Origin of the sequence: Cognatishimia maritima, from assembly GCF_900129685.1 — a bacterium.
GTDB lineage: Bacteria > Pseudomonadota > Alphaproteobacteria > Rhodobacterales > Rhodobacteraceae > Cognatishimia > Cognatishimia maritima.
On sequence record NZ_FQWM01000008.1, the window covers coordinates 62,958 to 87,222 of the forward strand.

General features: G+C 55.0%; 21 protein-coding genes. 14 read left to right on the forward strand and 7 right to left on the reverse strand.

Annotation, left to right across the window (positions count from 1 at the left end; all coding sequences use genetic code 11):
- Positions 1–5 precede the first annotated feature (5 nt).
- The 3 genes from BUA39_RS14675 to BUA39_RS14685 all read right to left on the reverse strand — a co-directional run bounded on the left by BUA39_RS14675 (position 6) and on the right by BUA39_RS14685 (position 2,497).
- Entirely contained in the window at positions 6–1,241 is a 1,236-nt protein-coding gene (locus BUA39_RS14675) for an aspartate kinase (RefSeq protein ID WP_072793969.1), read from the reverse strand.
- A 219-nt stretch (positions 1,242–1,460) separates the two neighbouring features.
- The gene (locus BUA39_RS14680) at positions 1,461–1,922 is read right to left on the reverse strand and encodes a DUF1178 family protein (protein WP_072793970.1); all 462 of its coding nucleotides are present in this window, start codon (positions 1,920–1,922) and stop codon (positions 1,461–1,463) included.
- Between the two features lie 113 nt (positions 1,923–2,035).
- Positions 2,036–2,497 carry an NUDIX hydrolase gene (locus tag BUA39_RS14685; RefSeq protein ID WP_072793971.1) on the reverse strand — a complete coding sequence of 154 codons (462 nt, stop codon included), beginning with the start codon at positions 2,495–2,497 and terminating at the stop codon, positions 2,036–2,038.
- A 784-nt stretch (positions 2,498–3,281) separates the two neighbouring features.
- Here BUA39_RS14685 and mraZ point away from each other — a divergent pair.
- The 7 genes from mraZ (at position 3,282) to mraY (ending at position 11,062) form a co-directional block, all read left to right on the forward strand.
- Positions 3,282–3,785: a division/cell wall cluster transcriptional repressor MraZ gene (mraZ, locus tag BUA39_RS14690; protein ID WP_072793972.1), complete on the forward strand. Its 504-nt coding sequence runs from the start codon at positions 3,282–3,284 to the stop codon at positions 3,783–3,785.
- Between the two features lie 3 nt (positions 3,786–3,788).
- Complete coding sequence (gene rsmH, locus BUA39_RS14695; protein ID WP_072793973.1) at positions 3,789–4,796, forward strand: 16S rRNA (cytosine(1402)-N(4))-methyltransferase RsmH; 1,008 nt, start codon at positions 3,789–3,791, stop codon at positions 4,794–4,796.
- Positions 4,796–5,137, forward strand: a complete 342-nt coding sequence (gene ftsL / locus BUA39_RS14700; protein ID WP_072793974.1) for a cell division protein FtsL — start codon at positions 4,796–4,798, stop codon at positions 5,135–5,137. The genes rsmH and ftsL overlap by 1 nt, the downstream gene beginning before the upstream one ends.
- Positions 5,137–6,921 carry a peptidoglycan D,D-transpeptidase FtsI family protein gene (locus BUA39_RS14705; protein ID WP_072793975.1) on the forward strand — a complete coding sequence of 595 codons (1,785 nt, stop codon included), beginning with the start codon at positions 5,137–5,139 and terminating at the stop codon, positions 6,919–6,921. The genes ftsL and BUA39_RS14705 overlap by 1 nt, the downstream gene beginning before the upstream one ends.
- Positions 6,922–7,043: 122 nt before the next feature.
- On the forward strand, positions 7,044–8,525 hold the full coding sequence (locus BUA39_RS14710) for a UDP-N-acetylmuramoyl-L-alanyl-D-glutamate--2,6-diaminopimelate ligase (RefSeq protein WP_072793976.1): 1,482 nt from the start codon (positions 7,044–7,046) through the stop codon (positions 8,523–8,525).
- The gene (locus BUA39_RS14715) at positions 8,525–9,979 is read left to right on the forward strand and encodes a UDP-N-acetylmuramoyl-tripeptide--D-alanyl-D-alanine ligase (protein WP_072793977.1); all 1,455 of its coding nucleotides are present in this window, start codon (positions 8,525–8,527) and stop codon (positions 9,977–9,979) included. The genes BUA39_RS14710 and BUA39_RS14715 overlap by 1 nt, the downstream gene beginning before the upstream one ends.
- On the forward strand, positions 9,980–11,062 hold the full coding sequence (gene mraY, locus BUA39_RS14720; protein WP_072793978.1) for a phospho-N-acetylmuramoyl-pentapeptide-transferase: 1,083 nt from the start codon (positions 9,980–9,982) through the stop codon (positions 11,060–11,062).
- Here mraY and BUA39_RS14725 read toward each other — a convergent pair.
- A complete protein-coding gene (locus BUA39_RS14725; RefSeq protein WP_423219946.1) occupies positions 11,059–11,967 on the reverse strand; it encodes a glutaminase in 909 nt (302 codons plus the stop codon). The genes mraY and BUA39_RS14725 overlap by 4 nt on opposite strands.
- Before the next feature lie 147 nt (positions 11,968–12,114).
- On the opposite strand from BUA39_RS14725, the gene murD reads away from it, so the two are divergent.
- Positions 12,115–13,518: a UDP-N-acetylmuramoyl-L-alanine--D-glutamate ligase gene (gene murD, locus BUA39_RS14730; protein ID WP_072793980.1), complete on the forward strand. Its 1,404-nt coding sequence runs from the start codon at positions 12,115–12,117 to the stop codon at positions 13,516–13,518.
- Positions 13,519–14,032: 514 nt separating this feature from the next.
- Here murD and BUA39_RS14735 read toward each other — a convergent pair.
- Both BUA39_RS14735 and BUA39_RS14740 read right to left on the reverse strand, forming a co-directional pair.
- Positions 14,033–15,067 carry an ROK family transcriptional regulator gene (locus tag BUA39_RS14735; RefSeq protein WP_131814605.1) on the reverse strand — a complete coding sequence of 345 codons (1,035 nt, stop codon included), beginning with the start codon at positions 15,065–15,067 and terminating at the stop codon, positions 14,033–14,035.
- Between the two features lie 33 nt (positions 15,068–15,100).
- The gene (locus BUA39_RS14740) at positions 15,101–15,745 is read right to left on the reverse strand and encodes an SGNH/GDSL hydrolase family protein (RefSeq protein WP_072793982.1); all 645 of its coding nucleotides are present in this window, start codon (positions 15,743–15,745) and stop codon (positions 15,101–15,103) included.
- 220 nt (positions 15,746–15,965) lie between these two features.
- Between BUA39_RS14740 and BUA39_RS14745 the strand changes: the two genes are divergently transcribed.
- From BUA39_RS14745 to fsa, 6 genes are all read left to right on the forward strand, one after another.
- A complete protein-coding gene (locus BUA39_RS14745) occupies positions 15,966–16,946 on the forward strand; it encodes a sugar ABC transporter substrate-binding protein (RefSeq protein ID WP_072793983.1) in 981 nt (326 codons plus the stop codon).
- 210 nt (positions 16,947–17,156) lie between these two features.
- Complete coding sequence (locus BUA39_RS14750) at positions 17,157–17,951, forward strand: ABC transporter permease (RefSeq protein ID WP_242648613.1); 795 nt, start codon at positions 17,157–17,159, stop codon at positions 17,949–17,951.
- A gap of 11 nt (positions 17,952–17,962) precedes the next feature.
- A complete protein-coding gene (locus tag BUA39_RS14755) occupies positions 17,963–18,742 on the forward strand; it encodes an ATP-binding cassette domain-containing protein (RefSeq protein ID WP_072793985.1) in 780 nt (259 codons plus the stop codon).
- Positions 18,743–18,745: 3 nt separating this feature from the next.
- Positions 18,746–20,347 (forward strand): FGGY-family carbohydrate kinase, encoded by a 1,602-nt coding sequence (locus tag BUA39_RS14760; RefSeq protein ID WP_084605025.1) that lies wholly within the window; start codon positions 18,746–18,748, stop codon positions 20,345–20,347.
- 4 nt (positions 20,348–20,351) lie between these two features.
- Complete coding sequence (locus tag BUA39_RS14765) at positions 20,352–21,977, forward strand: fucose isomerase (RefSeq protein ID WP_072793987.1); 1,626 nt, start codon at positions 20,352–20,354, stop codon at positions 21,975–21,977.
- A 1-nt stretch (position 21,978) separates the two neighbouring features.
- The gene (gene fsa / locus BUA39_RS14770; protein ID WP_072793988.1) at positions 21,979–22,644 is read left to right on the forward strand and encodes a fructose-6-phosphate aldolase; all 666 of its coding nucleotides are present in this window, start codon (positions 21,979–21,981) and stop codon (positions 22,642–22,644) included.
- 333 nt (positions 22,645–22,977) lie between these two features.
- Here fsa and BUA39_RS14775 read toward each other — a convergent pair whose 3' ends face one another.
- The gene (locus tag BUA39_RS14775) at positions 22,978–24,159 is read right to left on the reverse strand and encodes a BaiN/RdsA family NAD(P)/FAD-dependent oxidoreductase (protein WP_072793989.1); all 1,182 of its coding nucleotides are present in this window, start codon (positions 24,157–24,159) and stop codon (positions 22,978–22,980) included.
- Positions 24,160–24,265 lie beyond the last annotated feature (106 nt).

Genomic DNA, 24,265 nt, shown 5'->3' on the forward strand with positions numbered 1-24,265 from the left:
CGGCCTTAGGCCGCTTTGTCCAGATCAAAGGCGTCGTGCAGCGCCTGAACCGCCAATTCCATGTACTTGCGATCCACAAGCACAGAGATCTTGATCTCTGAGGTCGTGATGACTTTGATGTTGATACCTTCGTTGGACAGCACTTTAAACATCTTTGCGGCCACACCGGACTGAGACCGCATGCCAATGCCGACAACAGACACTTTGGCGACCTCGGTGTCGGTCACAAGGTTCTGGTAGTTGATCTCTGTGCCCTTGATGGAGGCCATCGCTTTTTCCGCGCGGCTGACCTGATCTGCGGGCAGGCTGAAGGTCATATTGGTACGGCCTTCTTCAGAGATATCCTGAACAATCATGTCGACGTTCACACCGGCGTTTGACAGCGTGCCAAAGATCGTAGCGGCGACACCAGGGCGGTCAGCCACGGACCGCAGGGTCATTTGAACTTCGTCGCGGGAATAGGCCACACCGGCCACAACATTGGATTCCATGATTTCTTCCTCATCGCAGACGAGCGTACCGGCCTCGTCAGATTGTTCTTCAAAAGAGCTGAGCACGCGCAGTTTGACGTTATAGCGCATGGCCAGTTCGACCGAACGGGTTTGCAGCACCTTCGCCCCGAGCGAAGCAAGTTCCAACATTTCTTCAAATGCTATCCGGTCCAGCTTGCGCGCCTTCGCACAAATACGCGGGTCGGTCGTATAGACGCCGTCAACGTCAGTGTAGATATCACAACGCTCTGCATCAAAGGCGGCCGCAAAGGCAACAGCGGTTGTGTCCGAACCGCCGCGACCCAGCGTCGTGATACGACCTTCGGGGCTGATACCTTGGAATCCCGCGACCACCGCCACTTTCATACCTTCACCAAACTTGGTGTTGATATTGTGCGTAGGGATCTCTTCGATCCGGGCTTGGCTGTGGGCAGAGTTGGTTTTCAGCGGCACTTGCCAGCCCTGCCAGCTGCGCGCGGGGATATCCATCTCTTGCAGGGTCAGCGCCATCAGGCCAGCGGTGACGTTTTCGCCAGAGCTGACAACGGCATCATACTCGCGCGCGTCATAGAGCGGAGAGGTCTCATCGACCCAACCGACCAGTTCGTTGGTCTTGCCAGACATGGCCGACACGATCACGATCACATCATAACCCTTGGCCACTTCGACACCGACGCGTTTTGCAGCGCGGCGGATGCGGTCAAGGTTGGCGACGGACGTGCCGCCGAATTTCATCACCAATGTAGGCATGTATTTGGTCCAGCCCCTTGTCTTCAAATCGTCTGCGCGGTTTACGCTTTCGGGTCAGGGGTGACAAGGACGGGCAGGGGGCGAAGGCGGCCAATCCGGGCCTGACGCTGAAAAAAGTGCGCATCGCAATCCGCTATGGCATGTGCTTATCGGAAAACTTCCAGTTTTGCGGAAATAGGCGCTGGGCAGCGCCTTAGACGTGCGTTGCCCGAGAATCGCTTAGTTCGACTTGCGCCCCGGGCGGAAAGGAAGTGGTGCGACCGGCACGCCATCTTCGATCAGGCTTTTGGCTTCATCGGCGTTGGCTTCACCATAGATCGCGCGCTCCGGCGCATCACCTGTATGAATGGCACGCGCTTCTTTGGCGAAATTCTTTCCGACGTAGTCTGAATTGGCCTCGATGTGTTTCTTGATCTCGGCAAGCGCCTGTTCCGCGGCGCTCGCCGGAGCAGACAAAGGGCGCTCTTTTGGGGCGGCAACCGGTTCCGGTTCTTGTGCGGGGGACGCTGCAGACCGCGCTGGGTGCACTCGTGGGGCCATGATCGCCTTTTCAATATCGACTGACCCGCAGACCGCACAGGTCACCATGCCCGCCTGACGCAACTTGTCAAAGGCGGCGGCATTTTGGAACCAGCTATCAAATTGGTGCCCGTCCGGGCATTTCAGGGCGTATTGGATCATCTTTTCAAGGCCATATTGATCTTTTATACATATTCTCAGCGCGAGGCAGGATCAAGGGCGGCGCCAAACCCAGAAATTCCGATTTGGCACCGATATAAGGCAAGGCTGGCAATTCAATAATGCCGCGGGTCAAAGGATGAGATCAGTCTAGAGAGTTCCCTCTCTTTCACCAGTTTGGCCGCTTTCTTTTGCGAGACCCATTTGCGTTTGCGTTGCGATGCCTCGGGAAAGCTTTTGAGCAATTTGCGCGCTTTGACCGGATAGACATTGACCAAGCAGGGCAGCGTGCCGAATTTCGTGCCGGTTTTCATATAGGTGTAAACGCCGACGCTTTGGTCAGAAACTTCACCCTTCACGCCAGCCTCTTCCCAGGCTTCTTGGGCGGCTGCCTCGGCAGGGCGTTTGCCCAACATTGGCCAGCCTTTTGGGATGATCCATCGTCCGGTGCCACGGCTCGAGATCAGAAGGATCTGAATCTTGCCTTCCTTGCGCCGATAGATCAATGCACCGAACTGCGTGCGGATGTCACGTTTAGCGGCGCGCTTTAGTTTGATCGGGAGTTGCTCTGCTGCCATTGTTTTATGCCTGCCCATCTGCAGATGGCTTCCGCAATTTCTATCCGCGGTAAGGGTCTGTCGATAGAGGGATCATCTTTTGTTCGCGTTGATCATGCATAGCACGAATTACCTGCAACGCCACAAGCAGTAAGCACCCAACGTTGTACAAATTCGGTGCAGGTGGCCAGAAAACAGGCCGTGCGGTGGCTTCATGGGAAATTATGGGCAGCATGTGGAATATTTAGGGATTGGTTTCGTGGCATTCCTCTGTTTGAGCGTATTTGCGAAGTGTTTGGCTCTTAATATGTGTATTTGTACCCGGAAGATGAAAATTTATGGGATTTTAGGGGAGGTATTAGTGCCGGCAAGGATGCACAGTATGTGGTGTTCTATTGGAGGTATTTAGTCTATATATAGTGCTGATGTTCGATTTTACGCCTGAAAATCAAAATATTGTGCCGTTCTGTGGCGATTTTTTCCCATGAAATCCCGATTTTTTTGTTGCTTTCCATGAATTCCCATGGCATCCCTTTAAACAAGATGAGGACGGGAGTTAAGGGGCGCTAAAGACCCCAAATAAAAAAATCCCAAGTCAGGTTTCATACAGGCCCCGCTTTCATCGAACCAAGAGATCCGGCGCGCGAGCGAGCAGACATCCCCCCAGGTGGCGCGCGCAGCTGGACATACCCCGCAATAGCGGGACGAGGGCGGCGAATTGGGCAGTGGCAGCAGCTCAATTCGCCGTTTCGTTTCAAGCGGGTCGAAACAATGACGGGGCACAACAGAAGGGCGGGTCAGGACAGTGGCACGCAGGTTCAGAGGTGAAAGCCACCACAAGGTGGATACAAAAGGCAGGGTCTCGATCCCGGCCTCTTTTCGCCGTGTGCTTGAGGCGTCTGACCCAAACTGGAAATCCGGCGAAACACCCGAGCTTGTGATTGTCTATGGCGACCATCGCCGCAACTATCTAGAATGTTACACCATCGAAGCCATTGAAGAGGTCGATGAAAAGATCGACGCGCTACCACGTGGGTCGATGGAACGTAAGATGCTGCAACGACTGTTCCACGGTCAGTCTTTCCCGACATCGGTTGATGAGACAGGCCGGCTGGTCTTGCCTGCAAAATTGCGTCAAAAGATCGATCTAGACAAAGAAGCCTTCTTTATTGCCGCAGGCGACACCTTCCAGATTTGGAAACCAGAGACCTACGAGGCCGAAGAACTTTCCGCCACAGAAGAGTGGTTGGATGATCTGCCCGAAGATTTTGATCCTCTGATCTTCCTTGATCAGAAATCGGAGAGCTGAAGCATGAGCGACACCGCATCAAACAGCTCTGGTGCCCCACATATCCCCGTTTTGCTGCGTCCGCTTCTGGCGGGCGTTTCGCCTGTTTCGGGCACGTGGCTTGACGGAACCTTTGGGGCGGGTGGCTATACAAAAGGGCTGCTGGAAGCAGGGGCAGACAAGGTGATTGGGGTGGATCGCGACCCGTTGGCGTTTCAGATGGCAGCGGATTGGATCAGTGCTTTTGATGGTCGGATTGAGCTTGTCGCTGGCGTCTTCTCCAAAATGGACGAATACGCCCAGAACCTTGACGGGGTTGTCTTGGATCTTGGCGTCAGCTCCATGCAGTTGGATCAGGCTGAACGCGGCTTTTCCTTTATGAAAGACGGCCCGCTCGACATGCGGATGAGCCAGGATGGCCCATCTGCGGCAGACATCGTGAACAACGCCGAGGAAGCCGAAATCGCCGACATCTTGTACCACTATGGCGAAGAACGCGCGAGCCGTCGGATTGCCCGCGCCATCGTCAAGGCGCGCGAGGTGGAGTCGTTTAAGTCCACATTGCAACTCGCTGACTTGATTGAGAAAAACCTGCCTCGCACCAAGCCCGGCCAAAGCCATGCGGCCACACGCAGCTTTCAGGGGCTGCGCATCGCGGTGAATGACGAATATGGCGAATTGTTCCGTGGGCTGATGGCCGCCGAACGCGCACTGAAACCCGGTGGCTTGTTGGCTGTAGTGACTTTTCATTCCATCGAAGACCGGATGGTCAAGAAGTACCTGCAAGCCCGCGCCGGGCGCACCGGTGGCGGCTCGCGTTATGCGCCAGAGGTGCAGCAAGAAGTGCCCGCGTTTGAGTTGCTGACCCGCAAAGCGGTCGGCCCGGACGAACAGGAGCTGGAAGAAAACCCGCGCTCTCGCTCTGCAAAACTGCGGATTGCGCGGCGCACGGATGCGCCTGCGGGCGGTGTGGACGGTAAAAAGATTGGTATGCCGATGTTATCGGCGCGCAAGTCAGGGGGACGGCGGTGATGCGTGGCCTGATGTATGTTCTGACGGTGATGACTGTCATTGGCCTGGCCTTCTGGGCCTATCGCGAAAATTACACAACGCAGACGGCGTTGGATGACGCTCAGACATTGCAGCGCCAGATTGGCGAGGCGCGTAACCGTCTGGCCGTTTTGCGGGCCGAATGGGCCTATTTGAACCGCCCGGACCGGCTACGCGATCTGGCGGACCTGAATTTTGAACGGCTGCAGCTTTTGCCGCTGCGCCCGGACCAGTTTGGTCGCATTGAACAAGTGGCCTATCCACCGCTCGACGGGGCCATAATCGATGGCATCATCGAAGTTTCCAATCAGGAGGGGCTGTGATGATCCGCACCCCGCTTCGCCCCCTCGCCACGATCATGCGCGCGCGTGCGCAGGGTGAAAACCCAGAGCTGATCGAGCGCGAAAACATCCGCAAACGCCATGAAGAGATGCGCGACAAGGCGCGGGTGCGCGCTGAGGGGCGGTTGTTGGTACTGGGCGTGGCCTTTTTGGCTGCGTTTTCCGTGATCGGCCTACGCATGGGCGCATTGGCTGGCAGCGAAGCGGCCGAACCACGCGCCAGCGCAAGCGGGGCCAGCATTTTGGCGCAACGGGCTGACATCGTGGATCGCAAAGGGCGCATTCTGGCGACGAACCTTGAAACCTTCAGCCTGTATGCCCAACCAATGCAGATGATCGACAAGGAGCGCGTCGCCGATCGTCTGGTTGAAATCTTCCCGGACCTGAACAAAACACGCCTAATGAAGGATTTCACGGGCAAGCGTAAGTTCCTGTGGGTCAAAAAGAAACTCTCACCAGAACAAAAGCAACTTGTGCACGATATCGGCGATCCGGGTCTGCTGTTTGGCCCACGAGAGATGCGACTTTATCCGAATGGTAAGCTGGCAGCGCATGTTCTTGGCGGCGCGGGGTTTGGGCGCGAGGGCGTGAACGCGGCGGAGGTGATTGGTGTCGCCGGTGTCGAAAAAACCTTTGACGATGTGCTGCGCGATCCGGCGAACGGGGGGCGTGCGCTGACTCTGTCGCTCGACCTGACCATCCAGACCGCAACAGAGCGCGTGCTTTATGGCGGCATGAAGCTCTTGAACGCCAAGGGTGCGGCGGCAGTTCTGATGGATGTGCACACGGGCGAGGTGATCTCGCTGGTTAGCCTGCCGGATTTTGATCCGAACGAGCGTCCGCGTCCGTTGACCAAGGGTGATGCGGCGGACAGCCCGCTATTTAACCGTGCCCTGCAAGGCGTCTATGAACTTGGGTCGACCTATAAGATTTTCACCGCCGCGCAGGCGATGGAACTGGGGCTTGTGAATGCCGAAACCATCATCGACACCAAAGGGCCGATGAAAGTGGGCGGTCACCGGATTGGCGAATTCCAGAATAAGAACTACGGCAAACTTTCTGTGACTGACATTATCGTCAAAAGCTCGAACCGGGGCACCGGGCGCATGGCGCTGGAAATTGGGCCAGAGCGTCAGCAAGAATTTCTGAAGTCACTTGGTTTGTTTGAACCGACACCGATTGAGATTGTCGAAGCGTCAGGCGGCAAACCTCTGTTGCCTGCGCGTTGGACAGATTTGTCAGCGGTGACAGTGTCTTACGGTCACGGGCTTTCCAGCACACCTTTGCACTTGGCCACGGCCTATGCCGCCATCGCCAATGGCGGTTATTTGATCAAACCAACGATCCTGAAACAAGACGGGCCAAGGCTCGGCCCCCGGGTGATGAGCGCCGGTGTTGCTGCTGAAAGCGCTCGCATGTTGCGCAAAGTTGTGACCGAAGGCACCGCTAGCTTTGGCGAGGTGACGGGTTATGCTGTGGCTGGGAAAACTGGGACTGCGGATAAGCCGAAACCAACTGGTGGTTACTATGATGACAAGGTCATCAACACTTTCGCGTCGCTCTTCCCGGCGCATGATCCGAAATATGTGCTGGTCGTCACGCTAGATGAACCGGTCGAAACCTCAGGCGACGAACCGCGCCGCACGGCGGGCTGGACAGCAGTGCCGGTGGCCGCGGAAATTATTGAACGGGTCGCGCCACTTCTGGGGCTGCGTCCGCACGTTGAACCCTTGGCGCTGACTGATATAACGCTGGCATCGCATTAATGCGTCTTTTGTCCGGGTGACTCGGGCAAGAAACGTGTCTCATAACAATAGGTCCAAAATGGGCAGAGAAACGGCGCCTCCGCCGCGTCTGCCTGTCGTGGGCCACGCAGCAAGGGCCGTCTATGTCAGCGCAGTCAAAAGCACTTTCTGAACTGGGGTTGACCGCAATGGGCGGGCGCAATCCTCAGATCACAGGCATCGCGGTGGATAGCCGTGAAATCAAAGACGGTTTTCTATTTGCGGCCTTGCCGGGCACGCGGGTGCATGGCGCGACATTTATCCAATTTGCGATCCGTATGGGGGCTGCAGCCGTTTTAACCGACTCCGAGGGCGCGCGCATTGCAGCAAATGAGCTAAACGCCGCCGATGTCGCGCTGGTCATTTGCGAAGACGCACGCCAAGCGCTGGCCTATACAGCAGCGCTTTGGTTTGAGCAGCAGCCAACCGTTGTCGCTGCTGTGACTGGGACCAATGGGAAGACCTCTGTCGCCACATTTCTGCGTATGATCTGGCAAGAACTTGGCCTGCCAGCCGCCAACCTTGGCACAACCGGCGTAGAAGGCGATTTTGAGGCCCCCCTGAAGCACACGACGCCAGAGCCGATCACCCTGCATCGCACCCTGCGGGATGCAACCCAAGCCGGGGTTGAATGTGTCGCAATGGAAGCCAGTTCGCACGGGCTGGAACAGCGGCGTTTGGATGGGGTGCAATTGACGGCGGCAGGTTTTACGAATTTCACGCAGGACCATCTGGATTACCACGCCACCTTTGATGATTATTTTGACGCCAAAGCAGGGCTGTTTGCGCGCGTTTTGCCCGAAGACGGCACCGCTGTGATCAATATCGATGACATGCGCGGCACGGATATGGCCGCGATCGCCAAGGGGCGCGGACAGCATGTGATCACCGTGGGACGCCATGGTGCCGATCTGGAACTTCTGGCCCAACGGTTTGACGCGACAGGGCAAGATATCCGGTTTTCCTTTGGCGGAGAGATCTACCAGACGCGGCTCAATCTCATTGGCGGTTTTCAGGCAGAAAACGTGCTGCTGGCCGCTGGCTTGGCCATCGCCTGTGGGGCTGATCCGCGACGGGTGTTTGAGGTATTGCACGAATTGACCACAGTTCGGGGCCGCATGCAGCTTGCAGCAACGCGTTTGAACGGGGCGGCGGTCTTTGTGGACTATGCCCATACGCCAGATGCCGTCGCGACCGCGCTAAAGGCGATGCGCCCGCATGTTATGGGCCGTTTGGTGGCCATCGTTGGCGCAGGCGGAGATCGCGACCCGGGCAAAAGGCCCCTGATGGGGGCTGCTGCGGCACAGAATGCGGATATCGTGTTCGTGACCGACGATAACCCGCGTTCTGAAGACCCTGCTGATATCCGCACCATGGTCTTGGAAGGCGCGCCTGAGGCGATTGAAGTTGGTGATCGGGCCGAAGCGATATTGCGCGGCGTTGATGCGCTTGGGCCGGGTGACGCGTTGCTGATTGCAGGCAAAGGGCATGAAACCGGACAGATCGTCGGCGATGACATTTTGCCTTTTGATGATGCTGAACAGGCAAGCGTCGCCGTGATGGCGCTGGATGGGGGACTTGCGTGATGACCGGCCTTCCGCTTTGGACCGCGATTGAAGCCGCCGCTGCAACAGCCGGTGTGGCCACAACCGATTGGGAATGCACCGGCATTTCCATCGACACGCGCACGCTGGAACCCGGTGATTTGTTTGTGGCACTGAAAGCCGCCCGCGATGGGCATGACTTTGTTGCGCAAGCCTTGGACGCGGGCGCAGCAGCGGCGCTGGTCAGTCATCGCCCCGAAGGCGTGGCCGAAGATGCGCCATTGTTGATTGTGCCCGACGTGCAGGTCGCTCTTGAAAGCCTTGGCCGTGCGGCACGGGCCCGGATGAATGGCAAAGTTGTGGCTGTCACCGGGTCAGTCGGGAAGACCTCGACCAAAGAGATGCTGCGCACTGTCCTGACCGGGCAGGGCCAAACACATGCGTCGGTGGCAAGCTATAACAACCATTGGGGCGTCCCGCTGACATTGGCGCGCATGCCGCAAGAGACCGACTTTGCGGTGATCGAGATCGGGATGAACCATCCCGGTGAAATCGCGCCTTTGGTGCGCATGGCGCGGCCGCATGTGGCAATTGTCACGACCGTTGCACCCGCCCATTTGGCGGCCTTTGAAAATGTCGAAGGCATCGCCCGCGAAAAGGCTTCTATTTTCAGCGGGTTGGAGCGCAGTGGCGTCGCGATTTACAACGCTGATTTAGACGTAACGCCGATCCTGTCAGAGATCGCCGAGCAACACTCATCCAAGCAAATCACTTTCGGTGAGGCCGAAGGCGCGACGTTGCACCTGAAATCCGCCACGGTGAATGACAGCTGTACCGTGGCGTCGGTTCAGGTCGCGGGGAAGCCGGTGCTGTTCAAGGTGGCCGTCCCCGGACGCCACTATGCCATGAACGCGCTAAGTGTGCTGGGCACGGTGAAGGCGTTGAAACTTGATATGGCAATTGCCGTTTCTGATCTGGGCCAATGGGCGCCAGGTGCGGGACGGGGGCAGCGAGAGGTGATCTCGCTTGACCGTGTCGACCCGCGCCCAACGATCGAGTTGATTGACGATGCCTATAACGCTAATCCGGCGTCCATGGCGGCATCGCTAGAGGTTCTTGCGGCCGCCGAGGTCACCAATGACGTAGGCCGGATCAGCCGGGGTCGCCGCATTGCCTACCTTGGTGACATGGGCGAGCTTGGCCCGACAGAAGCTGACATTCACCGGGATCTCGCAACACTTCCGTCGATGGAGAAAATCGACCGCGTGCATTGCATTGGACCATTAATGCGCAATCTGCATGACGCTTTGCCCGCCCAAAAACGGGGTCGCTGGGCGCCGGACGCTGCGACGATGGTTGACGGTATTGCCAAGGATTTAGACGCGGGCGACGTCGTTTTGGCGAAGGGCTCTAACTACACTGGGGTTGGCCGCGTGGTTGACGCGATCCGAAAATTGGGCCATCCCGCAGCGAAGGCGAACGAGGATAATTCATAAATGCTATATTGGCTGACAGCGCTTTCGGACGGGGGCGACGTTTTCAACCTGTTCCGGTACATCACTTTCCGCGCTGGTGGCGCATTTATGACGGCGCTGTTTTTCGGCTTTATCTTTGGTCGTCCCTTGATCAATGTTTTGCGCCGCAAGCAGGGCAAAGGCCAGCCGATCCGCGATGATGGCCCGGAAAGCCATTTTGAAAAGGCCGGAACGCCGACCATGGGTGGGCTGCTGATTGTCGGCGCGGTGTCGACGGCGACGCTGCTTTGGGCACGGTGGGAAAATGGCTTTGTCTGGCTCGTGCTGTTTGTGACGCTGGCCTACGCGGCAATTGGTTTTGCCGATGATTTTGCCAAGGTCAGCAAGCAAAACACCAAAGGTGTGTCCAGTAAGATACGGCTTTTGCTGGGTTTCTTGATCGCCGCTATCGCCAGCTACTGGGCAACAATTCTGCATCCGGAAGCATTGCAATTCCGCGTAGCTTTACCCGTTTTCAAAGACTTGCTGCTGAACTTCGGCGTCTTTTTTATTCCTTTTGCGATGTTTGTCATCGTCGGCGCGGCAAACGCCGTGAACCTGACCGATGGTCTGGACGGTCTGGCGATTATGCCCTCCATGATCGCGGCGGGCGCTTTGGGCATCATCGCCTATGCCGTTGGCCGCGTTGACTTCACCGAATATCTGGACGTGCACTATGTGCCCGGCACTGGTGAAATTCTGATCTTTACGGCCAGCCTCATCGGCGGCGGCTTAGGCTTTTTGTGGTACAACGCGCCGCCTGCGGCGGTCTTTATGGGTGACACAGGTTCGCTGGCTCTCGGCGGAGCGCTGGGTGCAATTGCCGTGGCAACCAAACACGAGTTGGTGCTGGGTATCGTGGGTGGTGTCTTTGTGGTCGAGGCGCTCTCGGTGATCATTCAGGTGCTTTATTTTAAACGCACCGGAAAACGTGTGTTCCTCATGGCCCCGATCCACCACCATTATGAGAAAAAGGGCTGGGCAGAACCGCAGATTGTGATCCGGTTTTGGATCATCTCTTTGATCCTTGCCATGATTGGTCTGGCGACGCTGAAAGTGCGTTAAAAGATCGACCAATCCATGTGATGCGCGAGGCGTTCCAGCGCCTCGGTTCCCAGTTTTGAATTGCCGTTGCGATCAAGACCGGGCGACCAGACCGCAATTGAGGCAGCGCCCGGTACAATTGCCAGAATACCACCACCCACACCACTTTTGGCGGGCAGACCGACGCGGTAGGCGAAATCGCCAGAGCCGTCGTAATGCCCACAGGTCAACATCAGCGCATTCATCCGCCGCACGCGCGATTGCGCGACCATGCGCGGGCCCGCGTCAGCGCCCATCAAAAAACGCCCCGCCAGCGCCAATTGGGCGGTCGTCAGTTCTATGGCGCATTGGTGGAAGTAGGTGCCCAAGGTCAATTCCGGCGCGTTGCGCAGGTTGCCGTGATCTGCAAGAAAATGAGCGAGCGCAAAGTTGCGATGGCCATGTGCCTGTTCTGATTTGGCAACCGCTTCGTTGATGTGAATGTCGGCATCTTCGGCAGCGGCGCGCACAAAGCCAACAATCTCTGCCAGCGCCTGTTTTGGGGCGCGGCCTGCCAGCACTTCGTCGGTTGTCACAATCGCGCCCGCATTCACAAAAGGGTTTCGGGGGATACCGTTTTCCTGTTCCAGCTGAACGATAGAATTAAAGGCATTGCCAGAAGGTTCGCGCCCAACGCGCTGCCAAATTTGGTCGCCGCTGCGGCCCAAGGCAATCGCCAATGTGAAGACCTTTGTGATGCTCTGCGCCGAGAAACCGACGTTGCAGGCGCCCGCGTTGAACTGTGCCCCAGCCGCCGTGACAACTGAGATCGCGAATTGGTTTGGATCAACCTGCGCCAATTCCGGAACATAGTTCGCCACGTGGCCGCGCTCTGCGCGCGCGTCCATCATTTCGGTGATCTCATCCAAGGTGCTTTGGATATCCATGGGCATATTGTACTCCGTCTAAGCAGAGCAGTGCCGAGCAAAACAGGCGGTGTCAACCACCAGCCACGGCGTGGAAATCACTGGCGAGTGGGCGACCGTCTGGCCTATAAGCCAATAAGACAGCCGCAAAGGCGTGGAGGCAGCAGTATGATTCCTGTGCAAGGGTTTTCCGGTAAACGTGTTGGCGTTCTTGGCCTGGGCCGATCTGGCCTGACGGCAGCGCGGGCGTTACAAGCTGGTGGCGCGACGCCGGTGTGTTGGGACGACAACCCTGCGACGCGTGAGGCTGCTGAGGCTGAAGGTTTCGAGATCACAGAGTTGGGCAAGCCGGGCGCGATGGATGATTTGGCGTGCCTGATTGTGTCGCCCGGCATTCCACATCTTTACCCAGAACCAAATCCAATAATCCGCGCGGCATTGGTGGCGGGCGTGCCTGTGGACAATGATATCAGCCTGTTCTTTGGGTCCTTTGCCACGAAGGATTGGGACAATTTCGACGTGATGCCCAAAGTCGTCGCGGTGACCGGGTCAAACGGAAAGTCGACCACATCAGCCTTGATCCACCATGTTTTGCAGCAGGCGGGGCGCAATACGCAATTGGCAGGCAACATTGGCCGTGGCGTGCTGGATATTGACCCGGCTGCTGACGGGGATGTCGTGGTTTTGGAACTGTCCAGCTACCAGACCGATCTTGCGCGAAACCTGACGCCGGATGTGGCGGTCTTTACCAATCTGTCGCCAGATCATCTGGATCGCCACGGCGGCATGGGCGGATATTTTGCCGCCAAACGCAGGCTCTTTGCCGAAGGTGGGCCGGACCGGGCCATAATTGGCATTGATGAAGACGAGGGTTTGTATCTGGCGGGGCAGCTGTCGCAATCCGCCGCCGATGATCGCGTGATCCGCCTGTCTGTTGAACGCAAACTCACCGGGCCCGGCTGGCAGGTTTTTGCGCGCAAAGGGTTCCTTTCAGAGTATCGCAAAGGGCGTCAGGTCGGTTCCGTTGACCTGCGGCCAATCAAAGGCTTGCCCGGCGCGCACAACCATCAAAACGCCTGTGCCGCCTATGCGGTCTGCCGGACATTGGGGCTGGCCCCGAAGGTGATCGGAGCGGGTTTTGCCAGCTTTGGCGGTTTGCCGCATCGGTCGCAGATCATTGCCAAAGCCAAGGGTGTGACCTTTGTGAATGACAGCAAAGCCACCAATGTTGACGCTGCGATCAAGGCGCTAAGCGCGTTCAAAAACATTCGTTGGATCTGCGGAGGCTTGGAAAAAGAAGGCGGGCTTGACGCTTTGGCGGCGGCTGCAGGTAACGTCGTGCAGGCCTATGTGATCGGGCGCGAGGCAGCGGCATTTGCCATGCGGCTAGGGACTGTCCCGTCTGAGGTCTGCACCACGATGGAACAGGCCGTCGCGCGCGCAATGGACGACGCGCAGGATGGTGACACGGTCCTGCTTGCCCCGGCGGCGGCGAGTTTTGATCAATACGACAGTTTCGAAAAACGCGGCGAACACTTTGCGTCATTGGTGCAAACCGCACTGCAAGAGTAGGGGCCTTGCCCGTGTATCGTTTACAGTTCGCGCGGGTTTGTTTCTTCTATGTTGCTAACTGACGAACTTAAACCTTTGCAAAGTTGGCGTTAGTAGTTTGACCGTATTCTACTTGGTCTCTCTTCTGAAGTGCTCCATCGCTATGTTTAGGAACCCGAGGACCTAAGCTGTAAAACACGAGACCTAAGACCGAAAAGATTGTATCTAAGCCGCGACAAGTAGATTTACTTATGAGCCAAAGGGGCGTCTTGATTCGATCGGACAGACTGTGAGCCGAACTTTAAGCCGCCATCAGATCCAATAAATCCGACGACATACAGGGGCAAACTTCAGCGGATCCATCATGCGCAATATCTGCGTTTGAAACAGTAAATTTGGAGATTGCATCACTTCACGCTCCTTCGCTGCCCTTGGGTACTGATGAACGGCGTGAATTCAGCAGCTATATTAGACACCACTGCGTACTTTGGCGACTATGACCGCGATCTGTCCGCAGGTCTCAAGCAGGTCGTTTCTAAACGTGTTGTCCGACAAATCTCACTTGGAATGGCAGTGCCGCTGCCCCCGTCGCGAGTGCATGAGGTCCTAAATTGCTAGGCCGAATTTTGTGTAGGGTCCTCAATTCTTTCCCGACATTGCTAACAAGCTCAAGTGTCTGTTCAGAAGAATAGGGCGTCGAGATAATGACAGTCGAAGTCGAAACAAATTTGGAAATCATTTCAATGCGATCGACTAGTGAGCTGACCGATTGCGTTAGCCACTCGAGCGTTTCATGAGGTGCTGCAGAGGACCTAGGGGAATCACACGCATGATCTTCTCCAGAGTAAATTTTCCCATCCAAACAAATTCGCGTGTGAAGATCGCCGTCAACAAAGAATTGAATATAATCAGTGCCTTCGCGCGCGGCACCAAAAATCGCTTCGGCACTTACAAGCGCAGTCATTTCATCTTGAATGTGTACGTCTTGCCCAACATATTCGGTGATGAATTTTTCAAGTTTCTCTATATCGAGTTGGGATTCTGAGATCGCAATAGGTGCCTTAGATCTTGGTAGCGTGAGTCCAATGCCAATAAGCCGATCCCAACTTTTTTTGCCGCAATCTGCCTTTAGTGCGTCTAAAACCTGTTTGATATTCTGTTGAACGTTATCTGCCGAACAGTCTGACAGGTTAACGCTTGCATAAGCAACCTTTTGTCCGAGCAAGTTGACGACGACGGCTGTGATCCCTGTCTTTCGTATATTTAGACCTATCGAGTAGGCGCCTTTATCGTTCAGATTAATCGGCCTGCTTGGCGGCCCAACACGACCTTTGACTGCGTTTCCTTTGACAATAAGTTTGTCTGCCTCAAGTGCGCGGACAATCACAGAAATGGTCTGAGCGGATAAGCCGCTTGCCTGAACGAGTTCCATTCGGGTCATGCCGTCACGTTGTAGCAGCAGCGATATGATCAGACGTTCGTTCAAGCTGCGCGCTACAACCTGGTTCATGCCGCTAACTTCGCTTGAGCGCCGTACCGGGGGCGGTGGAGAAAATCTCATATCAGGCATGACACGCCTCTTTTTTCTTGAGTTGAAATTGCGTCACTCTATCCAACCGATTGATGCCACTTCTTCTGCGATTGCATATCCTAAATCACTATGTGCTTGCGCATCCAAATGAAATCCATCTTCGTCGGAAGATTTTACAACAATCGCAGAATCAAAAAAATGTGCTTCGTGCGCATTGGCGATGCGTTCGAAATGATGTGCGAAGGCCTGAGATTTTTCGTAGGCGCCTTCAAATACAGATGCCCATTCTTTTAGGTCTGACGCTGTTGGGGGCGGGGAGACAACCAATATCTCAGGAGTCCGGCCTTCGACGCCAGCAGGCATTGATTTGATGTCAGAGATCAATGCACCGACGCCCATTGCGATTTCGCTAGGCGTTTTGTTGAAGCGAATTTTGAGGTCATTGGTTCCAAGCATAATGATGATCAGATCGAGCGGCTTGTGGCTCATGATACAAGGGCGCAAATAAGTGCGGCCATTTTTTTCCGGTCCTTCAATCGGGTCATCACTGACGGTGGTTCTACCGCTTAATCCTTCTTCGATGACCAGCCAATTTGGCCCGAGTAGTTTGCGCAATACACCCGGCCAGCGAATATCGGGGGGATATCGGTCATCCGGTTTGTTGGCTGTCGTCTGACCATAAGTGTTTGAATCTCCGTAACATAATACTGTTCTCAAAGCCAGTTCCTCCTGTCTGTGCGGTGCAAGCCAATCTTAAAAATTTCACAGCTCATTGCTTTTTCGAGCTGAAAGTAAAGGTGATTTTTGGTAAACGTCAATAGTAATTCATTCTGAATAATTATTGACAGGTATTCGGAATTGGTGATTGATAAAAGGCGTCAGTAAGACTCAGGAGGAGTCCGTTGTGGGGTTTTGCGACGAACAAGGAGGTAAAGAAATGTTCTCAAAATTGATCAAATCGTTTGCGATTGGTGCATCGGTTGCGATGTCACTCACCGCTCCAGTGTTTGCAGCCGACGAGGGTCCAATACTTGTCGTTAGCGGTCCGTTGTCGTGGCCATTTTTCGCAGCAGTGAAGCAAGGGTTCGACGACGGGGCGGAAACATTTGGTATCGACTACCAGTACATTGCGGTCACTGACACGTCCAATATGACGAGCGACTATCCCCGGCTGCTACAACAAGCAATTAGCCGCAAGCCAAGCATGTTACTGGTCGGCGAGTTTTTCCCAGACGGGATGGACCCCTTGATCCGCGAAGCCACAGCCGCTGGTATTCCCGTTCTGATCCACAACTCCGGTCAAACTCTGTGGGAAGATAACGGCTCCATTGGCTTCATTGGCGAGGACCCATTTCAAATGGGTTACAAGGCCGGAGAACTACAGGCTGAAGCCGGTGTTACGAAAGGCCTATGCTTTAACCAAGTGCCTGGCAACCCAACCGTTGAAGAGCGCTGCAATGGATATGTCGCAGCGATGGAAGAGGCCGGAGTCGAGACCATCTACCAGACAATTGGCACAGGCGATGCGACCAACCCACAAGCAATGACCCAAGCAATCAAAGGTACTTTGCAGGCAAATCCGGGCATCGACGGGATCTATACTCTGAACGCGGTACCAGCCATGTCAGCGCTACGCGCGGTTGAAGAAGTCGGGCGTAAGGGCGAAGTCATGATCGGTACTGCCGACCTGTCAAATGAAGCTCTGCTTGCCATTCAGAATGGCGATCTGGCCTTTGCCATGGACCAACAGCCCTATCTTCAGGGGTTCATGTCCATGCAGGTGGCATTCCAGTACCTGAACTACGGCCTGCAGCCGATTGGCCACGTCAAAACCGGTCCGCTGGTGATCGACAGCTCAAATGTCGAGACAACTATCGAAGTTAACAAGAAGCACGCAGGAGTGCGCGGGGCTTCTTGAGCCCCCAACTTCCGCTTACTTTGAAAGTCTAAAACAGTGAACAAATACCTAAAAAGACCGGAGACAGGCGCATTCGCCGCCTTTCTCCTAACTTACATTTTCTTCGCGATGGCGACGCCCGGGACGGGCTTTGTTTCAGTCAATGGTACCGCGGGCTGGCTTAACCTCGCCGCTGAACTGGGCATCGTCGCAGTTCCTGTCGGTCTGCTTATGATCTCGGGTGAGTTTGATCTTTCAATTGGTTCTACAGTTGGTGCCGCTTCTATGATTTTGGCCTTAGGCACAAATCAGTTTGGTGGCCCAACCTGGCCGATGATTGCGATGGCTTTGATGGCAGGAGGGCTGATTGGCCTTTGCAACGGATTGGCAGTCGTAAAGACCAAACTGCCTTCCTTCATTGTGACCTTGGCAACGAACTTCATCGTGATTGGGGCAACAATGGGCGTTTCGCGGTTGATCGCAAATGTGACGTCTTCGTCCATTTTTGCCTCTGAGAGTGCAAAAATGGTATTCGCTTTTCGCTGGGGGCAAGCCAATATCTCGATTTTGTGGTGGCTCTTGGTTGCTTTCATTGGATATCGCGTTTTGTCCCGTACTGCGTTTGGCAACTGGATCTATGCCACAGGTGGCAATGAGGACTCTGCGCGTGCAGCAGGTGTACCAGTCGAGCGGGTAAAGGTGACGCTTTTTGTTGCCACAGGTGTTGCGGCGGCCTTGGTAGGCATTTTGCAAGGCATTCAGTGGAATTCCGGCAACTCCACCTATGGCATGGGGTATGTGTTCCAGGCCCCGATTGTCGTTGTGATTGGCGGTGTTTTGTTGACCGGTGGATATGGCTCTGTTGCGGGCATCGTTTTCGGCACCGCCCTCTTTGGTGTGATTTCAAGCGGGATTTTCTATACAGGCTGGAACACCGATTGGATCCAACTTTTCTTAGGTTTGCTGCTTGCACTCGCGGTTTTGGCCAATAACTACGTACGCCGCTTGGCGTTGACGTCAAAATAGGGGGTGGCAAGATGTCTCCGCTGATGGAACTAAGGAATGTCGATAAGTTTTTCGGTTCGACAAAGGCCCTAAAGCACGTATCCATGCAGGTGCATCCCGGCAAAATCCTCTGTCTTCTGGGGGACAATGGTGCTGGGAAATCCACTCTAATAAAGGTGCTATCGGGGTATCACAATCCGACAAATGGCGCGGTGATGCTTGAGGGTGACGAGACGAAGTTTGCTGGGCCTCGCGACGCAAGGCAGCGCGGGATTGCGACTGTTCACCAGAACGTTGGCTCCATCCCCCTTATGAGCGTTGGTCGGAATTTCTTTCTTGGTGCGGAGCCGATCAAAGGCAAATGGCCTTTCCGCAGTATCGATACAAAGAAAGCCAACACAATTGCCGTGGAACAGATGCGTAAGTTCGGTCTGACGCGTGTTGAAAACGGTGATCAGCTTGTGGGCACAATGTCTGGTGGTGAGCGTCAGGTCCTGGCAATTGGTCGTGCGATGTATTTCGGAGCCAAGATGTTGATCTTGGACGAGCCGACTTCGGCGCTTGGCGTCAAAGAAGCATCGATGGTTTTGAAAATGATGCGTGTTGCGCGTCAAAACGGCGTTGGGATCGTGTTTATCACGCACAATGCACGTCACGCGATGAGCGTCGGGGACGACTTCTGCGTTTTGATCCAAGGCGAGGTCGCCGCAAGCTTTAAACGGGATGAAAAGACCCGCGAGGAAGTTCTTAATCTGATGGCGGGCGGGGAGGATATGACCGCGCTTGAAGAAGATCTAGAACAGATTGATTGAATGATGGGCTATTTCATAGGTGTAGATGTCGGCACGCAGAGCGCACGTGCTGGCGTCTTTGACGCGACGGGTCAACTCCTGTCGTCACATTCGGTTGCCCTAGACATATGGCGTCCTAGGACTGGCTTCGCACAACAATCTTCTGGCCAGATTTGGACTGCAATCTGCGCGACGGTCAAAAGTGCATTGGCGGCTTCTAGCGTCGACCCAAAAAACGTGATCGGGATTGGCTTTGACGCCACCTGTTCACTAGTTCTGGTCGATGAAGACGGAACTGGTGTTACCGTTTCGCCAAATGGGGAACCAGAGCAAGACGTTATTCTGTGGGCCGATCATCGTGCGACTGATATTGCCGCAGAAATTGATCAGACAGGTCATGATCTTCTCCAGATATCCGGGGGAACAATTTCGCCGGAAATGCAACTTCCGAAACTCTGCTGGCTTCAGCGCAATCTGCCAGACAGCTGGAGACAGACCAAGCATTTCTTCGATTTACCCGATTGGCTGACGTGGCGAGCAACAGGATCGCTCACGCGTTCTCAGTGTTCAGTCGTGTGTAAATGGACCTACCGTGGAACCGGCGAGGGCTGGGACAGTTCGCTTTTCGAACAAATTGGCTTGCAAGACCTGGTGAGCGAGGGTTTCGCTCGTATTGGCACTGCGGTGTCGTTGCCCGGTGAATGCCTTGGTCCGTTGTCTGATGAGGCTGCGCAAGAATTGGGACTGAAGTCCTCGACAATGGTTGGGGTCAGCATGATTGATGCGCATGCCGGAGCATTAGGGACGCTCGGGATCGGGCGGGGGGCTTCCAAACTGGCATTGGTTGCAGGCACATCTGCTTGTCATATTGTTGTCGGTCCCGAAGCGGCCTTTGTTCCCGGCGTTTGGGGACCCTACAAAGGTGTGGTTTTCCCGACATTGTGGGCAAATGAGGCTGGTCAATCAATGGCCGGGGCGGCCATTGATACGGTTCTAAAACGCCATTCCAAATGGAAGGTCATTTGCGCCCGCGCGCAGGCGTCCGGGCAAAGCCCATATGAAATTCTGGAGCAGATACTACATAAGATGTCTGGCGCAGACGATGTGACCTTGCTGAGCAAAGACCGTCATATCGTGCCTGATTTCAATGGTAACAGATCCCCTTTGGCTGACCCGCATCGCCGGGGGGTCACAAGTGGGCAGAGAGCCGTAGCGGACGACGAAGACCTAGCTTTGGACTATTTGGCGGTGATTCAAAGTCTGGCCTACGGCACAAAGCAAATTCTAGAGCGATTAGAAACTCAGGGTGTTTGCACCTCAGAAATTGTGCTCAGCGGAGGTTTGGCCAAGAACGCCCTATATTGCCAGACGCACGCTGATGTGACGGGTTGCACAGTTATCATTCCTGATCAAACAGAACCTGTGCTCGTTGGCTCTGCAATGTTGGGCGCAACAGCGGCTGGCGCGTATGAATCCTTAGAGGACGCTGCTTCATCCATGTGCGGCGCGGGGATCTGGCTATCGCCAAACAAATTACATCGAGAGTACCACGCCAAAAAATATGCCTGTTTCCTCGCGATGCAGGATCATTTTCAACATCTCGCATCACTTATGAAATCGGAGTAAGGCGATGAGCCAACCTAGCGCAATTTATCTTTTAGCGAGCGGCGATAGCCGGGTTTCCGCGAACACGATCTGTTGGCCAGCTCAAGAAGCGATGGAAGCCGACCTTACCCGGATTCTAAAACAGAATGGATACGAAGTGATCCGTGCGCATTCCGTTGACCCTGAAAAGGGGCACGGGTTTCTTGATTCCCAACGCGCAGGACTTGATGCGGTTTCCAAAATTCCAACGGGTGCCAAGATTGTGATTGCCGAGGCGGTGTGGCAATATTCACACCACGTATTGCCAGCACTACATTTTCACAAAGGTCCGATCCTGACGGTCGCCAACTGGTCGGGGCAATGGCCCGGTTTAGTGGGGATGCTCAACCTAAATGGATCACTGACCAAAGCTGGCATCGACTATGCGACTCTCTGGAGTGAGAAGTTCGAAGATGACTTCTTTTTGAATGGTCTCGCTGAGTGGCTCACCACCGGGACGATCAACCATGATCTCTCTCATGTCGCGCCTTTTGACGGGGCACCGAACGCGACAAATACCGCTAAAATCGCTGACGCTCTCGTTTCCGATCTAATTCAACACAAATCTATCATGGGTGTTTTCGATGAGGGATGCATGGGCATGTATAATGCAATCATCCCTGACGATCTGCTCGCAAGGCTGGGGGTATTCAAAGAGCGCCTTTCTCAGTCTGCTTTGTATGCCGAAGTTCTAACTGTCTCTGACGATGAGGCTGAAGCCGTTTTCCAATGGCTCGTTCAAAAAGGCATTCGTTTCGATTTCGGCACCGACGGGGCGGTTGATCTTACACGAGATCAGACCATGTTGCAGTGCAAGATGTATATCGCTGCCGTAAGAGTGGCTGACCAATTTGATTGTGAAACCATCGGTATTCAGTACCAGCAAGGTCTGAAAGATCTGCTGCCTGCTTCAGATTTGGTTGAGGGGATGCTAAACAATTCTGATCGCCCTCCGGTGACGCGTGCCGAAGGTAGTGTAATCCGTGAAGGGCTGCCGATTGTGCATTTCAATGAAGTTGATGAATGCGCGGGCTTGGATGCTCTGTTGATCAACCGCACGCACAGGGCGTTGGGCCAGCCGCTCGAAACCACGTTGCACGATATTCGCTGGGGGGATTACGACGCTTCCGGTTGCTGCGACGACTTTGTGTGGGTTTTCGAAATTTCTGGTGCGGCGCCTCCTGAACATCACATTGGTGGCTGGGCTGGTTCAACCTCGCTTCGCCAGCCCGCGATGTATTTTCCGTTCGGCGGTGGCACGCTAAGTGGTGTCGCTAAGCCTGGCTCGCTTATTTGGTCGCGAGTTTATGTGGCGAATAATGCGCTTCATATGGACATCGGCCTTGGCGAATGTGTCGAACTTTCCGAAGAAGAGACGCGCCGCCGCAGGAACGCCACCACCGCGGAATGGCCGATCATGCACGCGATTTTGCAGGGCGTCAGTCAGAACCAGCTTATGGCGAGCCATAAATCTAATCATGTCCAAGTGGTTTATGCGACGAGCCCTGAGCACGCAAAAGAAGCGATGGTTTGCCGCGCACAGTTCGCACAGAAACTCGGAATAAGCGTGAACATTGTTGGCAGTATTAGCACCAATGGAGAGGTCCACTAGCATGAAGTTTTTTGCCGATACTGCGGATATTTTGGCGATCAAAAAGCTTTCTACTTTGGGGCTTATTGAAGGGGTTACAACCAACCCCTCACTGATTGCGAAAAGTGGCCGAGATATTCTGGAGGTCACACGCGAGATTTGCGAGGTAGTCGATGGTCCGGTTTCCGCTGAAGTGACGGCGCTGGATCACAAGACCATGATGGCAGAAGCAAACGTTCTGAAACAGATAGCTTCGAATGTTTGCATCAAATTGCCCATGACCCTTGATGGCCTCCAAACCTGCCGTGCCCTGTCTGAGCAAGGCGTGAAGACAAATGTGACGCTGTGTTTCACTGTAAACCAGGCATTGTTGGCGGCCAAGGCGGGTGCTACTTTTGTCTCACCGTTCGTCGGTCGGTTAGACGACATCGGCTTAGATGGCACGCAGCTCGTTCGCGACATCCGCGTAGTGTTTGCTAATTACGATGGGCTATCCACTGAAATATTGGTCGCGTCGGCGCGAACAGCAAGCCATATATCTCAGTCTGCAATCATAGGGGCAGATGCGGTGACCGCACCCCCAGCTTTGATCGAAGGGTTGGCGGACCATCCGTTGACCGACAAAGGTTTGGCGGGATTTATCCGAGACTGGGAAAGCACGGGGCAATCCATCTTATCCATGCAATAAATTTCACCTTGTGTGATTTCGAGGTGCGAGCTTCGCAATATGGGCATGATCAAGGCCCACCTTGGGTCAGTCACGATCAAATAGTGTGCATTTAGAATATCCAGCCGGTGCTAGGCGTAAGCGCAGCGTTGGGCACAAGGTCAGAGCTGGTGAAAGTCAAGAGCATCCTTAAACCAAGGGACTAAGAAAACGGTGCCGTAGCTAAAAACAGGCTTAGTATCAAAAGCTGAACTCGTTTTGATAGCGCATCGAAAATACATGCATGGGAAAAGGGCCTTGCCCCTCAGCGCGATGCGCTTTCACCCCAGAGAATTTCTGCAAAGTTGAAGGGGATTAGCGTTTCGCCCGAATGGCGGTGCCTGCGGCGTGGCCGGAACTCCAGGCCCATTGGAAGTTATAGCCGCCCAGCCAACCGGTGACGTCGACGGCTTCGCCTATCGCATACAGCCCGGAGACGGTTTTCGCCTCCATGGTTTTTGAGGACAGCGCATCGGTGTCAATTCCGCCGAGTGTGACTTCGGCCGTCCTGTATCCTTCGGTGCCCGATGGCGTCACCTGCCAACTCAACAGCGCCTCACAAAGGCTTTGCAGCGCCGCATCGGATTGATCAGCGAGATTGCCTTTGACATCCAGGCCATCCAACAGAAACTCTGCCAATCGCGCGGGCATCAATTGCGCCAGCACCGTGCCAATCTGCTTACGGCCATCGGTTTTGCGGCGGGCCTTTAGGGTTTCCAACAGAGGCACGTCAGGGAAAAGGTTCAGGCGGATTGGTTGGCTTTCCTGCCAGTAGTTGGAAATCTGCAGCATCGCTGGGCCGGAAAGACCGCGATGGGTAAAGAGCAGGGCCTCATCAAAGCTGACATCATCAGTTGTTGCACGGATCGCGTGGGCTAGTCCGGCGAGGGGTTTGAAACGCCCCTCGGGAAAGGTGAAGGGCACAAGACCAGCATGTGTTGGGATGATGCTCAGGTCAAACTGGGTTGCGATGTCATAGGCCAAACCCGTTGCGCCCATCTTTGGAATGGATTTGCCGCCGGTCGCCAGAACAAGGTTCTGGCAGGATAGGGTTTGTGCCTTGCCATCGCGCGATACCTTCACCTCAAACCCGCTTTCGGTTTTGCGCACACTGTCAATCGACGTGTTCAACCAAAGCTCGGCACCCGCGTCATGCATCTCTGCCAGAAGCATCTGGATGATGTCCTTCGCTGAGTGATCGCAGAACAACTGGCCGAGGGTCTTTTCGTGGTAGGCGATGCGGTGCTTTTGCACCAACTCGATGAAATCCCACTGCGAATAGCGGCTGAGCGCGCTTTTGCAGAAATGAGGGTTCTGCGACAGGAAGTTCTCTGGCCCGGCATAAAGATTGGTGAAATTGCAGCGACCGCCGCCCGATATGCGGATTTTTTCGCCGGGGGCTTTGGCGTGATCTAGCAACAGCGTTTGCGGGCCGCTATGGGCAGCACACATCATGCCAGCGGCGCCGGCGCCCAGAATAATCGTTTGCCACGTCATACTGCGCACCTGCCTGACCTGCGTCGGATCGTCAAGTCATTGCCCAACGCCGCAGAAAGTCCAGCAAACGCTTCCCAAGAGTCGCAACTGCTGATAGAATCACCCC

Coding starts and splice junctions, on each gene's coding strand:
- BUA39_RS14675 (WP_072793969.1), bottom strand. CDS start 1,241: ATGCCTACATTGGTGATGAAATTCGGCGGCACGTCCGTCGCCAACCTT.
- BUA39_RS14680 (WP_072793970.1), bottom strand. CDS start 1,922: ATGATCCAATACGCCCTGAAATGCCCGGACGGGCACCAATTTGATAGC.
- BUA39_RS14685 (WP_072793971.1), bottom strand. CDS start 2,497: ATGGCAGCAGAGCAACTCCCGATCAAACTAAAGCGCGCCGCTAAACGT.
- rsmH (WP_072793973.1), top strand. CDS start 3,789: ATGAGCGACACCGCATCAAACAGCTCTGGTGCCCCACATATCCCCGTT.
- ftsL (WP_072793974.1), top strand. CDS start 4,796: ATGCGTGGCCTGATGTATGTTCTGACGGTGATGACTGTCATTGGCCTG.
- BUA39_RS14705 (WP_072793975.1), top strand. CDS start 5,137: ATGATCCGCACCCCGCTTCGCCCCCTCGCCACGATCATGCGCGCGCGT.
- BUA39_RS14710 (WP_072793976.1), top strand. CDS start 7,044: ATGTCAGCGCAGTCAAAAGCACTTTCTGAACTGGGGTTGACCGCAATG.
- BUA39_RS14715 (WP_072793977.1), top strand. CDS start 8,525: ATGACCGGCCTTCCGCTTTGGACCGCGATTGAAGCCGCCGCTGCAACA.
- mraY (WP_072793978.1), top strand. CDS start 9,980: ATGCTATATTGGCTGACAGCGCTTTCGGACGGGGGCGACGTTTTCAAC.
- BUA39_RS14725 (WP_423219946.1), bottom strand. CDS start 11,967: ATGGATATCCAAAGCACCTTGGATGAGATCACCGAAATGATGGACGCG.
- murD (WP_072793980.1), top strand. CDS start 12,115: ATGATTCCTGTGCAAGGGTTTTCCGGTAAACGTGTTGGCGTTCTTGGC.
- BUA39_RS14735 (WP_131814605.1), bottom strand. CDS start 15,067: ATGCCTGATATGAGATTTTCTCCACCGCCCCCGGTACGGCGCTCAAGC.
- BUA39_RS14745 (WP_072793983.1), top strand. CDS start 15,966: ATGTTCTCAAAATTGATCAAATCGTTTGCGATTGGTGCATCGGTTGCG.
- BUA39_RS14750 (WP_242648613.1), top strand. CDS start 17,157: ATGATCTCGGGTGAGTTTGATCTTTCAATTGGTTCTACAGTTGGTGCC.
- BUA39_RS14755 (WP_072793985.1), top strand. CDS start 17,963: ATGTCTCCGCTGATGGAACTAAGGAATGTCGATAAGTTTTTCGGTTCG.
- BUA39_RS14760 (WP_084605025.1), top strand. CDS start 18,746: ATGGGCTATTTCATAGGTGTAGATGTCGGCACGCAGAGCGCACGTGCT.
- BUA39_RS14765 (WP_072793987.1), top strand. CDS start 20,352: ATGAGCCAACCTAGCGCAATTTATCTTTTAGCGAGCGGCGATAGCCGG.
- fsa (WP_072793988.1), top strand. CDS start 21,979: ATGAAGTTTTTTGCCGATACTGCGGATATTTTGGCGATCAAAAAGCTT.
- BUA39_RS14775 (WP_072793989.1), bottom strand. CDS start 24,159: ATGACGTGGCAAACGATTATTCTGGGCGCCGGCGCCGCTGGCATGATG.